Below are 13,961 nucleotides of genomic sequence, written 5' to 3' on the forward strand. Positions count from 1 at the left end.
ACTTTTCGCGTGTCAAACCAAAGAGGACAGTAACCTCATTTGGTCTGAGGAATTTGATTATGAGGGACTCCCTAACGCTGAGAACTGGGTCTATGATGTAGGTGATCATGGTTGGGGAAACAATGAATTACAGTATTATACCGAAAAAGACACAAAAAATGCACGTGTTGAAAATGGTAAGCTCATCATCGAGGCTCACCAGGACAGTGCTTATGCAAAGGGTTATACTTCAGCACGGCTTCTCACGAGAGGCAAACAAGCCTGGAAATACGGGTATATTGAAGTCAGTGCAAAGCTACCAAAAGGTGTGGGTACCTGGCCTGCCATTTGGATGCTTCCGGAAGAGAATAATTATGGAGGATGGCCAAAAAGCGGTGAAATTGACATCATGGAACATGTGGGCTATGACCAAGGTGTAGTACATGGAACTGTGCATACGGAGGCTTTTAACCACAGAAAAAACACCCAAGTTGGGAAGCAAATCCAAGTACCTGATTGTTCGGAAGCATTTCATGTTTACGCCATCGATTGGCAGGAGGATAAAATTGATTTTTACTTGGATGGAGAAAAATACCATACTTTTGAAAACACAGGAGAAGGCTGGGAAGAATGGCCATTTGATCATGAATTTCACCTCATTTTGAATATTGCAGTTGGAGGAGATTGGGGAGGATCAGAAGGCGTAGATACTGATATTTGGCCTCAAAAATTAGAAATAGACTTTATCCGAGTCTATAAAACCCGGCCTGACCAAGTACGTTAGCAAAATTGACACAATAATTCATCAGGAATAAGCACTTCCTGAAAAATTGACAAGCATTTTGTGTTAATTTTGAGATATGAATGCCACAACTACCACAAGTCCTTTTACCATCTGGAGTTTACTGAAAATCAGTAGACCTGCAAATTTGGTGATTTTGGCATTCGCCCAATTGATGACGGCACATTTTCTTGTGGAGACTACCCGCATGGGAGTACCTGTTTTACAGGATATCAATCTTTATCTAATCATTCTTTCTACAGTTATCATTGCAGCTGCGGGCTACATGATCAATGATTATTACGATGTCAAGATTGATTACGTCAATAAACCAAATGAGGTAATTATAGGCAGAAGCATGAAGAGGCGGGTGGCCATATTCTTTCATACCATATTGAATCTTTCTGGTGTCGGAATTGCTTTACTTGTCAGTCCAAGAGTTGCCATCATCACTTTTCTGGCTTCTTTTTTACTTTGGCTATACAGTAACCAATTGAAAAGACTTCCCTTTGTGGGCAATTTCACTGTAGCCCTACTGACAGGAGCATCCATCTGGCTGGTGGGTTATTACTATCAGCAGTCTGAATTACTGGTCCTGACTTATGCGATTTTTGCTTTTTTTCTCAACCTTATCCGGGAAATCATCAAGGATATAGAGGATAGGCAAGGAGACAGAAAGCATGGCTGTAAAACCCTTCCTATTGTGATAGGATTTAGGAAAACCAAACGGGTGATTTTTTTCATTGCCATCGCATTTGTATGTGCCATTTTGGTGGTGACTTTCAAAATCAACAACCCTCAGTTATTTTACTATTTCGGAATGCTGAGTCTGCTATTTTTCTTCTTTATGTACAAAATATACATCGCCGACCGAAAAGCACATTTCACCCAGCTGAGCCTCCTATCAAAGCTACTGATGCTGACCGGTATTCTGAGCATGGGTTTTTTATAGCGTTTGAATTAGGGAAATAGGGCTTGATCTTTTAATAAACATTCTTCGCAATGCGTCTTTTCACTCTGTGCTTCCAGGTCTTTGGCATTTATATTTTCAGGGCTTAGATAAACGGGCCTAAAGAACAAAACGAACCTGTTCCAAGACCAAACCGCAAGCTGGCGCTGCTATAGCTATAGGTTTTCCCTCCGGGGTTTGCATAGCATCTTCAAAATCCGAGAAACTCAAGATTCCCAAACCTAAATCTGCCAATGCTCCTGCCATGATTCTTACTTGGTACCTTAAAAATCCTTTTCCAGAAACCTGAAAAACTACTTTTCTCAATGCTTCTCCCTCAGCAGGGATAGGCTCTTCCAAGCACAAATCAGCAGAGAATATTTCCCTGCAATAATTGTCAGTTACCTTATCTATTGAACAAAACCTTTTGAAATCATGCTCCCCGACAAAAAGTTTAGCCCCTTTTTGCATGAGTTCCACATCAGGAAGTCCAGGAAAAAAAGCCGCAACTGGGTATCGAATCGGATCTGGTTTTACTCCAAACAGGAAACTGTAGGAATAAGATTTCGACACCACATCCTGGATGATATTAAAATCGGATGGAATTGGTTGCATGCGGATAATGCGGATATCAGAAGGTAGGTTTTCATTTAACCTGGGAACTAGGTCAGGAATCTCGAGCGCTTCTTTTAGGAACAATTCAAAAGCTCCCTCCCTACAAGACACTCCTGAGTCCGTCCGGCTGGCACCCAAAATATTAAAATCCTCATGACCTAAAACATACCTTAACCCACGTTCCAAGGCACCCTGAATAGTTTTAACACCTTTTTGCCTCTGCCATCCGGCATACCTAAGACCTAAATATTGAATAAAAAAAAGATATGTATGAGGCCTATTTTGCATTTGATTTCTATTTAAATCAAAAGTAAGAAAATCAGTAAACGAAAAAAATCCTGCCAGGCAAGGCCCGACAGGATTAAGGTGTTCACTAAATCAAACATTACTTTAAATGTTTTTAGCAAGCCAGTCTCCCACCTCAGAGGTTTTGTAGGCCTTCCCACCTTCTGCAATATCTTCTGTGACTACTCCTTCGGCAAGTGACTTGTTGACCACATCCGAGATAGCTTGGGCTTCTTCTTTGAGATCAAAGGCATATTCAAACATCATGGCTGCAGAAAGAACAGTGGCCAAAGGATTGGCAATATCTTTTCCGGCTGCCTGCGGGTAGGAACCATGGATAGGTTCGAATAATTTATTCTCTGTTCCAAGTGAAGCTGAAGGCATCAACCCCATTGAGCCTGAAATAACAGAGGCTTCATCGGTCAGGATGTCTCCGAATAAGTTTTCGGTGATCAGCACATCATAAGCCTTAGGCCATTGAATCAAGCGCATGGCTACCGCATCTACAAATTCATATTCCACTTTGACATCGGGATATTCCGGCGCCAATTCCTGAACAGTCTCCCGCCAAAGTCTTGAAGTAGCCATCACATTTGCTTTGTCCACACAGGTAAGTAATTTTCTCCTTTTTTGTGCTGCCTCAAAACCCATTCTCGCCAGCCTGGTAATTTCTTCTTTTGAATACACATTGGTATCAAAAGCCTTGGTTCCTTGTTCGTTTCGCCCTCTTGGCTCACCGAAGTAAATCCCTCCTGTCAACTCTCTAAAAAACACAAAGTCCACGCCATCTACTCTTTCAAGTTTTAATGGTGACTTATGAACTAGCGAAGGAAAAGTGAAAGTTGGGCGGACATTGGCAAAGAGTCCGAGTTTTTGTCTCATTCGCAACAAGCCTTGTTCAGGCCTCACTTTTGCCTTGGGGTCATTGTCATACTTGGGATCACCGATGGCACCAAAAAGGACTGCATCTCCTCGCAAACAAACCTCATGAGTTGCATCCGGATAAGGATCTCCGGTTTGGTCAATAGCCGCTGCCCCTACAGGTGCTTCTTCAAAGCTGATCTTATGTCCAAACTTTTCTCCTACTGCTTTGACTACTTTTACTGCTTGGGCAATTACTTCAGGGCCTATGCCATCACCTGGCAATAGCGCGATATTCATTTCCATAAAAACTGTTTTTATCTTGTTCTGGGTTATTTTTTACTTCTTTTTTCTTTCCGAGATCCAGGCCTCTGCTATCTCCCATTTTGTCAATGATATTCAGCATTTTTTCTGTGGCTTTCATCGCTGCCACAGTTTGATCACTATCCAATCCTTTTGTTTTGAAAATATTGCCATAATCCCAGGTAATAACCGTTTCCACAAAGGCATCCGTTTTTCCACCGGGAGGAATAGTTACATGGTAATTGATCAGTTTGGGCAAGGGTAACTTAATCGATTTATAAATCTTTTTTACTGCCTGCATAAAGGCATCGTATTGCCCGTCACCGGACGCCCCTTCTTCGTAACTTTCTCCATGAATATTGATTTTCAGCTGCACTGTAGGCTTGAGTCCTTTTGAATGGCTCAGATTGAACCCCTCAATAAATATATGATGGGAAATAGAATTGTTTTGGAGTACGTCAGAGATGATGTAGGGAAGATCTTCGGTAGTAACCCTTTCCTTTTTATCTCCCAATTCAATAATGCGCTGCGTTACTTTTGAAAGTTCCTCTGGCTCCAGAGAAATTCCAAGCTCCTGCAGGTTCTTAATGATATTGGCTTTCCCAGAGGTTTTACCTAAGGCATATTTTCTTTGCCTTCCAAAGCGTTCGGGGAGCAAATCGTTGAAATATAGATTTTTCTTATTGTCTCCATCTGCGTGAATTCCTGCTGTCTGGGTAAACACATTTTCCCCCACTACAGGTTTGTTGGCTGGAATATGCTGACCCGAAAACTGCTCTACCAGTTTACTGACCCTGAAAATCTTGTTTTCCTTGATATTGATCCTATAATCGGTAAAATCTTTCAGTACAGCTATTACAGATTCCAGCGGAGCATTTCCTGCTCTCTCCCCCAATCCATTGACCGTAGTATGAATTCCGCTCACACCATTGTAAATGGATTCGAGTACATTGGCTACCGACAGGTCATAGTCGTTGTGTGCGTGAAAGTCAAAATGAACATCAGGGAACTCCGTAGTAATAAGCTTAATAAAATGACTTACCTCGCGTGGGTTGAGCAGACCAAGTGTATCCGGCAGCATGATTCTTTCCACTTTGAGCGAACTCAGGAAGCCAATGAATTCCAAAGTGTAATCCATGGAATTTCTCATTCCATTTGACCAATCTTCCAGGTATACATTGACGCTGATTCCTTTGGTCTTGGCATAGGCAATATTCTTTTGAATATCTTCAAAATGCTGTTCTGGAGTTTTTCGCAATTGATGGGTTAGATGATTCAGGGAACCTTTGGTCAAAAGATTCATTACCTTTCCTCCAGCCTCTACGATCCAATCTACAGATGCGGGGGCATCTACAAAACCCAAAACTTCCACTTTGTCAAGGTATCCTTTTTCGGATGCCCATTGGGTGATTTTCTTAACCCCTTCTTTCTCACCGTCTGACACCCTGGCAGAAGCAACCTCTATCCTATCTACCCTCAATTCCTCCAACAGCAACTTGGCAATCTGAAGTTTTTCAGAGGGCAAAAAAGAAACTCCCGAGGTTTGTTCCCCATCCCTCAAGGTAGTATCCATGATCTCTATTTTCCTATAATGCCCCATTTTGAATAACGATTGACTATTTACGATTTACAATTCCGTCCGACTGGAGTGTCATCCGGGCTGAGACGGTTTATGATCTGCTTTTTGCAAATTCAGTGATTTCTTTCTCTATATTCAGCAAGTAATCTATGTCATCGAACCCATTTTTCATATTCTCCTTTTTATAGGTATTTATGTCAAAGGATTCAGATGCACCTGTTTTCAATAATGTGATGGTCTGCTTGTCTATATCCACTTCCACTTGAGTCAAAGGGTCCTGTTCTACTGCTGAAAAGAGTATATCTGCAAACTCAGGACTTATAGTCACTGGAAGCACTCCTATGTTCAGACAGTTATTTTTGAAAATATCCGCGAAGAAAGAAGACACTACACAGCGAAAACCATAATCATAGAGTGCCCAAACGGCGTGTTCTCTGCTTGAACCGGACCCGAAGTTTTTTCCAGCCAGAAGAATCTTTCCAGAATAGGTAGAATCATTGAGTACAAAATCCTTTTTGGGATTTCCATCAGCATCATATCTCCAGTCTCTAAACAGGTTATCTCCAAAGCCTTCCCTTTCGGTAGCTTTCAAAAACCTGGCTGGGATGATCTGATCTGTGTCCACATTTTCGGTAGGAAGCGGTACTACAGTACTGGTAAGAATGTTGAATTTATCGTAAGCCATTTTTTCTTTTTTTGAATTAAAACACATCCCTAGGATCGCTGATTTCCCCTGTTACTGCTACAGCAGCAACGGTAAGTGGACTGGCAAGCAATGTTCTTGCTCCAGGTCCCTGCCTTCCCTCAAAATTTCTGTTGGAAGTGGAAACCGCATATTTCCCTGAAGGGATTTTATCATCATTCATGGCCAAGCATGCTGAACAACCTGGTTGCCTGAGTTTAAACCCTGCTTCTTCCAGAATTTTGACCAAACCTTCTTCATGAGCCATTTTTTCTACTTCTCTCGACCCTGGAACTATCCATGCGGTAATGTTGTCCGCTTTTTGCTTTCCTTTGACGAAGTTCGCTACAGAGCGTATATCTTCTATCCTCCCATTGGTACAACTACCCACGAAAACATAATCCACCTTTTTCCCTTTGATATATTCACCAGGTACAAAGCCCATGTAATCCAATGATTTGAGGTAAGTTTTCTTATTGCTTCCCTCCATTCCATCAAGTGTTGGAATGATATCTCTGATTTTGATCCCCATTCCAGGATTGGTACCATAGGTGATCATGGGTTCAATATCTGTAGCATCAAAGTGATATTCTTTATCGAATACAGCTCCCTCGTCTGTCTGTAAAGCAGTCCATTCTGCAACAGCCCTGTCCCAATCTTCTCCCTTTGGAGCATATTGCTTTCCTTTCAGGTATTCAAAAGTGGTTTCATCAGGTGCAATTAAACCTCCACGAGCTCCCATTTCAATACTCATGTTGCAGACGGTCATTCTGGCTTCCATGCTTAAACTTCTGAAAGCTGACCCTGCGTATTCCACAAAATAACCTGTTGCACCGGCAGCAGAAATCTTGGAAATAATATAAAGGATAATATCCTTTGAAGTAACTCCAGGTCCGACTTCACCATCTACAGTAATCCGCATTTTTTTGGCCTTAGTCTGCATGATGCATTGGGTAGCAAGAACCATCTCCACTTCAGACGTGCCTATACCAAAGGCAATAGCACCGAAAGCTCCATGGGTAGAAGTATGACTATCACCACAAACTATGGTCATACCAGGCTGTGTAATGCCCAGCTCAGGACCAATCACATGGACTATTCCGTGATGGGCAGATCCTAAGTCATGCAATTCTATATTGTACTTTTTGCAGTTTTCCCTCAGCCTCTCTACCTGCATTCTGGACAATTTATCCTTGATCGTTTTGTCTTGATCAATGGTAGGCACATTGTGGTCAGGTGTGGCTACTGTCCTCTCGGGATACATGACACCCACACCTCTTTTTTCCAGGTTAAGGAATGCGACAGGGCTGGTTACTTCATGTATAAAATGTTTATCTATGAAGAATACGTCTGGTCCATCTGGTACTGATTTTACCACATGGGCATCCCATATTTTATCGAATAATGTTTTCTTTTCCATCTTTAAGCTACAATCACTTTGTCTTTTACAGGTATTTTGTTCAGAGCGTCCACATACGCCTGCGCTGAGGCCAATACGATGTCTGAATTGGATGCAAAACCATAAAAAGGTTTTTCCCCTTGCATCAATCTCATGTGGACTTTTGCCACATCATCACTTCCAGCTGTAATAGCCTGAATCAGAAACTCTTCAAGGACAATATCTGGCTTTACCACCTTTGCTATTGCTTTTAAGACCGCATCTACTGGTCCATTACCTTCAGAATTTGCCTCGTAAGCCTTATCTCCAACCTTCAGTTTGACTTGGGCCTTGATATTACCATTAGATTCATAACTCACCTTTTCCAATTCGATAAAACTGGAATCATCTAAGTATTTACCTACCAATGAAAGTAAATCTTTAGGCCCTATATCCCTTTTGGAATCTGCGAGTACTAGAAAGTCTTCGTAAACTTCTCTCAATGCCTCTCCTTCCAATTCCACTCCCAAAGAATCTAAATGGAATTTCAAAGCTGCCCTGCCACTTCTGGCAGTAAGCACGATGGAAGATTCATGTACCCCCACTTCTTTGGGATCGATGATTTCATAATTTTCTCTGTGTTTCAAAACACCATCCTGATGAATCCCTGATGAGTGTGCGAAAGCATTCCTTCCTACGATAGCCTTATTCGGCTGCACAGGCATATTCATCAATTTGGAAATCAGCCTGCTGGTTTCATAAATTTTCTGTGTTTGAATATTGGTGTGAACATCAATACCATGATGGCACTTGATAGCCATAACCACTTCTTCCATCGAGGTATTTCCAGCCCGCTCTCCTATTCCGTTGATAGTCAATTCAGCTTGACGTGCACCATTTTGTACTCCGGCAAGCGTATTGGCAGTGGCCATGCCCAAATCATTGTGACAATGGGTAGAAATTATAGCTTTGTCTATATTGCTGACATTTTCCTTCAGATGTCTGATGATAGCACCGTATTGCTCAGGAAGGCAATAGCCTGTAGTATCTGGAATATTGACTACTGTAGCTCCTGCCTTGATGGCAGCTTCTATGATTCTTGCTAAAAAATCAAGTTCCGCGCGGCCTGCGTCTTCTGCATAAAACTCCACATCTTCCACAAAACGCTTGGCATATTTAACAGCTTTGACAGCACGCTCTACGATATCATCAGGATGTGAACGGAGCTTATATTGAATATGGTAAGGGGACACACCTATACCGGTGTGTATCCTTCCCTTTTTAGCGTATTTCAATGAATCGGCAGCTACTTCTATATCCTTTTCCACAGCTCTTGAGAGTGCGCAGATGATAGGATTAGAAACTGCTTTTGAAATCTCCAGCACAGAATTGAAATCCCCTGGACTGGATATGGGAAATCCTGCCTCAATGATATCAACTCCCAGCTCTTCCAAAGCCTTAGCCACCACTATCTTTTCCTTGGTGTTCAATTGACACCCCGGTACCTGCTCTCCGTCACGGAGCGTGGTATCAAATATCCATAGCTTATCACTCATAGTTTTATCAGTTATTTTCTGGTCTTAATTTTCTTACGGTGGCACCTGCTTGCCACATTTCAGATTCTCTCAATTCCTTCAATTCCTCTTCCAACTTCACTCTGTAATCAGACTTACTGTTGGCGTCGATGGATTTTTGAGCTTCTTTCCCTGTTTTTACAGAGTCATACAATTCTTCAAAAACCGGTTTGGTAGCATCTCTGAATGGCTTCCACCAATCTAAAGCTCCTCTTTGGGCAGTTGTGGAACAATTGGCATACATCCAGTCCATTCCGTTCTCGGCTACCAAAGGCATCAAGCTTTGGGTAAGCTCCTCTACTGTTTCATTGAAGGCTTCTGAAGGTGTATGGCCATTTGCCCTGAGCACTTCATACTGAGCAGCAAAAATGCCTTGGATTGCTCCCATTAAAGTGCCGCGTTCCCCAGTTAGATCTGAAGTCACTTCTCTATAAAAATCCGTTTCAAACAAATATCCTGATCCTACGCCTATTCCTAAGGCAACCACCCTGTCTTTGGCCCTGCCAGTACCATCCTGGAAGATGGCGTAGGAAGAATTTAACCCTCTTCCTTCCACAAACATTCTTCTCAATGAAGTACCTGAACCTTTTGGAGCTACCAAAATCACATCCACATCATCTGGGGGAATGATTCCTGTCTTTTCCTTGTAAGTAATCCCAAACCCATGTGAAAAATAAAGGGCTTTGCCTTTGGTCAAATGTTTTTTCACGGTTGGCCAAAGTGCAATCTGACCTGCATCAGAAAGAAGGAATTGAAGGATTGTCCCCCTTTCACAGGCTTCTTCCAATTCAAACAAAGTCTCTCCTGGCACCCATCCATCCTGTACAGCCTTATCCCAGGTCTTGGAATCTTTTCTTTGACCTACGATGACATTAAAGCCATTGTCCTTGAGGTTAAGCGCCTGTCCAGGTCCTTGTACCCCATAGCCCAATACAGCAATGGTTTCATCTTTCAATACTTCTCTTGCTTTTTCCAGAGGAAACTCTTCCCTCGTTACAACATTTTCCTCTACTGATCCGAATTTCAGTTTCATAGTGATTATAAATTAGGTTTGATTATTTAAAAACTCTTGAACAGAAAACTTTGGCTTGGCGATGGCCACTCTTCCTGATCTGGAAAATTCCAGCAGGTTGAAGGGTTTCAATATTTCCAACAGTGCCTGAGTATCTTCTTTATGACCGGTAAATTCCAGTACCACAAATTCCTTTTCCGCAGCAATGATATGTGCATTGAATTGACGGATTACTTTTTCCAAACTTGGATCAAGGCTATCTATAGGTATTTTATACAATGCTATTTCCTGATAGACCACTTCATTATCCATGAAGTAATAGGCTTTGATCACGTCAATCACCTTCTCGATCTGTTTGACCAGCTGCTCAATCTGTTCCGGTGTCACAGTCACCTCAATAGTTATCTTATGAATTCCGTCCAGCCTGCTTTCAGATGCTGTAAGTGCATTGATATTGATCCCTCTTCTAGTGAATATGATGGTAATCCTATTCAGGATTCCAATAAAATTTTCTGTGTATACTAGGATGGTATATCTTTCCATATAAACTCCGGTATTAGCTTAGTCTCACTTCTTCCACCGAACATCCGGTAGCGATCATTGGGAATACATTATCTTCTTTTTCAACCACCACTTCGAGAAAGTATGGCCCTTCCTGTACAAGCATTTCTGCTACTGCAGCCTCTAAGTCTTCTCTTTCGGTTACTTTTTTAGCTTTGAAACTATAAGCCTCTGCTATTTTGACAAAATCAGGGTTTTGCAATTCTGTAAAGGAATAGCGCTTATCAAAGAAAAGCTGCTGCCATTGCCTCACCATGCCCAAATAGTTGTTATTTAATAGAACAACTTTGACAGGTGCTTTGGTCTGCATGATGGTGCCCAATTCCTGAATGGTCATTTGAATACCACCATCTCCTACCACACATATCACCTGCTTTTTGTAATCATAGAGTTGAGCGCCCAAGGCAGCCGGTAAGGCAAAACCCATTGTACCCAATCCACCAGAAGTCACTTGTGTACGGGTGGTCTTATAATCAAAATACCTCCAGGATATCATCTGATGCTGCCCAACATCGGTTACCAGAATCGCATCCTCTTCCTTGAATTTGTTGATCAGATGGATCACTTCTCCCATGTGAAGACCTCCTTGGGTACCATGCAGGTCGTTGGACATTACAGCTTCTTTTTCTTGACTTTCCAGCTCTCGGAATTTTTCCATCCAATCCGGGTGGGAGTTGCTGTTCACCGCCTCAGTAAGTAGTTTTAAGCTTTGCTTACAGTCTCCAAGCACAGAAACTGCGCATTTTACATTTTTGTCAATTTCCGAAGGATCGAGCTCTAAGTGAATCACTTTGGCCTGCTTGGCATAACGCTTCAAGTCACCTGTCACCCGATCATCAAATCTCATCCCAACTGCAATGAGCACATCACATTTGTTGGTCAAAAGGTTAGGAGCATAATTGCCATGCATGCCTAACTTCCCTACATAGTTAGGGTGGGATTCAGGTAATGCCCCAGAACCCAATAAGGTACATGCTGCCGGAATGCCTGTCTTATCTACAAAATTTTTAAGTTCTTCTTCTGCATGGGCCAATACTACCCCTTGGCCAAACAGCAAATAAGGACGTTCGGCAGAATTGATCAAGGCTGCTGCATCCTGAATAGCCTGAACTTTTATTGGTTGATAAGGCCTGTATGACCTTATATTTAGGCAAGGAACATAATTGAATTCCCCAAATTCCACTTGGGCATTTTTGGTGATATCTACCAGGACAGGACCCGGTCTTCCAGTTTTCGCAATATGAAAAGCCTTGGCAATAGCGGGTGCTATATCCTCAACCCTTCTGACCTGAATATTCCATTTGGTTCCAGGCATAGAAAGACCTACTACATCAGTTTCCTGAAAAGCATCTGAACCCAATAAATGCGCCGCTACCTGACCAGTGATGCAGACTAAAGGCGTGCTGTCTATCTGAGCATCGGCCAATCCCGTGATGAGATTTGTGGCACCGGGGCCTGATGTAGCCAAGACCACTCCTACCTCGCCAGAAACCCTGGCATATCCCTGAGCCGCATGAATAGCACCTTGCTCATGCCTGGTCAAGACATGCTTGATTTGATCACTGTAGTCATAAAGGGCGTCATATACTGGCATGATAGCCCCACCTGGATACCCGAAAATGTAAGCTGCATTTTCAGCAATCAGGGATTTGACAACGATATCTGCTCCTCTTACCATGTTTAAGCTTTTATAGATTATTTATCTGTCACACAGCCTTCTGAGGCTGAGGACACGAGAAGGTTATATTTTTTCAAAGTCCCCTGAAGATCGCTCAGGTCTTTGTTTTTCCAGTTTTTCTTTCTTTCGGCCATTTCCTCTTCCGATACTTCACAGCTTAGGGTAAGGCTATCCGCATCAATGGTAATCATATCCCCATCCTGAAGTAATCCTATAGGACCTCCATTGTATGCTTCTGGAGTTACATGCCCTACCACAAATCCATGTGTGCCGCCGGAAAATCTTCCATCCGTAATCAAAGCTACATCTGAACCAAGGCCTGCACCGATTATCATGGAGGTCGGTTTGAGCATTTCAGGCATTCCAGGTCCGCCTTTGGGACCAATAAATCGGATTACCACGACCTCTCCTTTTTGGATAAGTTTCTTTTTGATAGCTTCATTGGCTTCCAATTCTGAATCAAAAACCCGGGCAGGACCTGTGAAAGACTTGCCTTCTTTACCGGATATCTTTGCCACCGCTCCTTCCGGAGCAAGGTTTCCGTTTAGAATACAGAGATGTCCTGTTTCTTTCAGCGGTTGTTCTATAGGATGAATTACATTCACTAAGGATGGCACAACAGGATCTACATTTTCAAGATTTTCAGCAACTGTCTTTCCTGTCACAGTCATACAGTCACCGTGAAGCATTCCATTATTTAATAGATATTTCATAAATGCCGGTAGACCACCCTGCTCAAAAAGATCTTCCATCAGGTATTTACCAGATGGCTTGAAATCACCCAACAATGGTGTTTCATGATTGACACGCTTGAAATCTTCTAAGGTAAAATCAACACCGGCAGTTTTGGCAATAGCCAAAATATGCAGCACAGCATTGGTGCTTCCTCCAAGTGCGACCGCTACACGAACAGCATTTTCAAGGCTTTTCTTGGTGACTATATCCTTTGGTTTGATATCCTTTTCCAGAAGAATCCGGATATAATGAGATACTTCTTTACATTCTTTTTCTTTCTCAGAGGCTGTAGCAGGGGTAGAAGAACTGTAAGGCAATGACATACCTAAGGCTTCTATGGCAGAAGACATGGTATTGGCTGTGTACATTCCGCCACATGCTCCTGCACCAGGGCAGGCATTTTCTATCACTCCCTGATAATCGGTGTCAGAAAGCTCTCCTTTTACTCTTTTGCCATAGGCTTCAAAGGCAGAAACAATATTGAGTTTTTCTCCTTTGTAATTTCCAGATCGTATGGTACCGCCATATACCATGATAGATGGCCTATTGATTCTCAACATCCCCATAACTGCACCCGGCATATTTTTATCGCAACCCGCTACAGCGATACAGGCATCAAAAGAATGCCCAAGGATAAATGACTCGATAGAATCAGCAATTATTTCTCTGGAAACCAACGAATACCGCATCCCCATTGTCCCCATACTGATGCCATCAGAAATACCCATGGTATTAAAAACCAAACCGGTCAGACCATTAGCCCTGGAGGCTTCTCTGATCAGACCGGCGAAGTCATTCAAATGCATATTACAGGGATTGCTTTCATATCCGCATGAAGCCACCCCTACAAAGGGTTGGTTCATTTGTTTATCCGTCATCCCCGTGGCGTATAACATGGCTTTCCCTGCGGGGTGTTCTTCATTTTGGCTGATTTCCCAGCTATATTTCTTCAAACTCATGGCTACTTTAGGTCGGTTTAAGGATTACAA

Annotated in this window: 12 protein-coding genes; 2 read left to right on the forward strand and 10 right to left on the reverse strand. The window is 42.5% G+C overall.

Annotated elements, in window-relative coordinates:
• Positions 1-763: glycoside hydrolase family 16 protein (locus tag EA341_RS11510; protein ID WP_293014419.1), on the forward strand; the 763-nt coding region annotated here is incomplete at its 5' end.
• A 76-nt stretch (positions 764-839) separates the two neighbouring features.
• On the forward strand, positions 840-1,712 hold the full coding sequence (locus tag EA341_RS11515) for a geranylgeranylglycerol-phosphate geranylgeranyltransferase (RefSeq protein ID WP_293014421.1): 873 nt from the start codon (positions 840-842) through the stop codon (positions 1,710-1,712).
• A 117-nt stretch (positions 1,713-1,829) separates the two neighbouring features.
• On the opposite strand, the gene EA341_RS11520 is transcribed toward EA341_RS11515, so the two are convergent.
• The 10 genes from EA341_RS11520 to ilvD all read right to left on the reverse strand — a co-directional run bounded on the left by EA341_RS11520 (position 1,830) and on the right by ilvD (position 13,931).
• On the reverse strand, positions 1,830-2,612 hold the full coding sequence (locus EA341_RS11520) for a tRNA pseudouridine(38-40) synthase TruA (RefSeq protein WP_293014423.1): 783 nt from the start codon (positions 2,610-2,612) through the stop codon (positions 1,830-1,832).
• 102 nt (positions 2,613-2,714) lie between these two features.
• Positions 2,715-3,776 carry a 3-isopropylmalate dehydrogenase gene (gene leuB / locus EA341_RS11525; protein ID WP_293014426.1) on the reverse strand — a complete coding sequence of 354 codons (1,062 nt, stop codon included), beginning with the start codon at positions 3,774-3,776 and terminating at the stop codon, positions 2,715-2,717.
• Positions 3,745-5,373, reverse strand: coding sequence for an alpha-isopropylmalate synthase regulatory domain-containing protein (locus EA341_RS11530; RefSeq protein ID WP_293014429.1), 1,629 nt, complete (start codon positions 5,371-5,373; stop codon positions 3,745-3,747). The genes leuB and EA341_RS11530 overlap by 32 nt, the downstream gene beginning before the upstream one ends.
• A gap of 70 nt (positions 5,374-5,443) precedes the next feature.
• Entirely contained in the window at positions 5,444-6,037 is a 594-nt protein-coding gene (gene leuD / locus EA341_RS11535) for a 3-isopropylmalate dehydratase small subunit (RefSeq protein WP_293014432.1), read from the reverse strand.
• Positions 6,038-6,053: 16 nt separating this feature from the next.
• The gene (gene leuC / locus EA341_RS11540; RefSeq protein WP_293014436.1) at positions 6,054-7,454 is read right to left on the reverse strand and encodes a 3-isopropylmalate dehydratase large subunit; all 1,401 of its coding nucleotides are present in this window, start codon (positions 7,452-7,454) and stop codon (positions 6,054-6,056) included.
• A gap of 2 nt (positions 7,455-7,456) precedes the next feature.
• Positions 7,457-8,968 carry a 2-isopropylmalate synthase gene (locus tag EA341_RS11545; protein ID WP_293014439.1) on the reverse strand — a complete coding sequence of 504 codons (1,512 nt, stop codon included), beginning with the start codon at positions 8,966-8,968 and terminating at the stop codon, positions 7,457-7,459.
• Positions 8,969-8,975: 7 nt separating this feature from the next.
• Complete coding sequence (gene ilvC / locus EA341_RS11550; protein WP_293014442.1) at positions 8,976-10,019, reverse strand: ketol-acid reductoisomerase; 1,044 nt, start codon at positions 10,017-10,019, stop codon at positions 8,976-8,978.
• A 12-nt stretch (positions 10,020-10,031) separates the two neighbouring features.
• Complete coding sequence (gene ilvN, locus EA341_RS11555; protein ID WP_293014445.1) at positions 10,032-10,541, reverse strand: acetolactate synthase small subunit; 510 nt, start codon at positions 10,539-10,541, stop codon at positions 10,032-10,034.
• A gap of 13 nt (positions 10,542-10,554) precedes the next feature.
• A complete protein-coding gene (gene ilvB / locus EA341_RS11560; protein WP_293014448.1) occupies positions 10,555-12,237 on the reverse strand; it encodes a biosynthetic-type acetolactate synthase large subunit in 1,683 nt (560 codons plus the stop codon).
• Between the two features lie 17 nt (positions 12,238-12,254).
• Positions 12,255-13,931: a dihydroxy-acid dehydratase gene (ilvD, locus tag EA341_RS11565; RefSeq protein WP_293014450.1), complete on the reverse strand. Its 1,677-nt coding sequence runs from the start codon at positions 13,929-13,931 to the stop codon at positions 12,255-12,257.
• Positions 13,932-13,961 lie beyond the last annotated feature (30 nt).

The organism is Mongoliibacter sp. (assembly GCF_007692705.1).
Lineage (GTDB): Bacteria > Bacteroidota > Bacteroidia > Cytophagales > Cyclobacteriaceae > Mongoliibacter.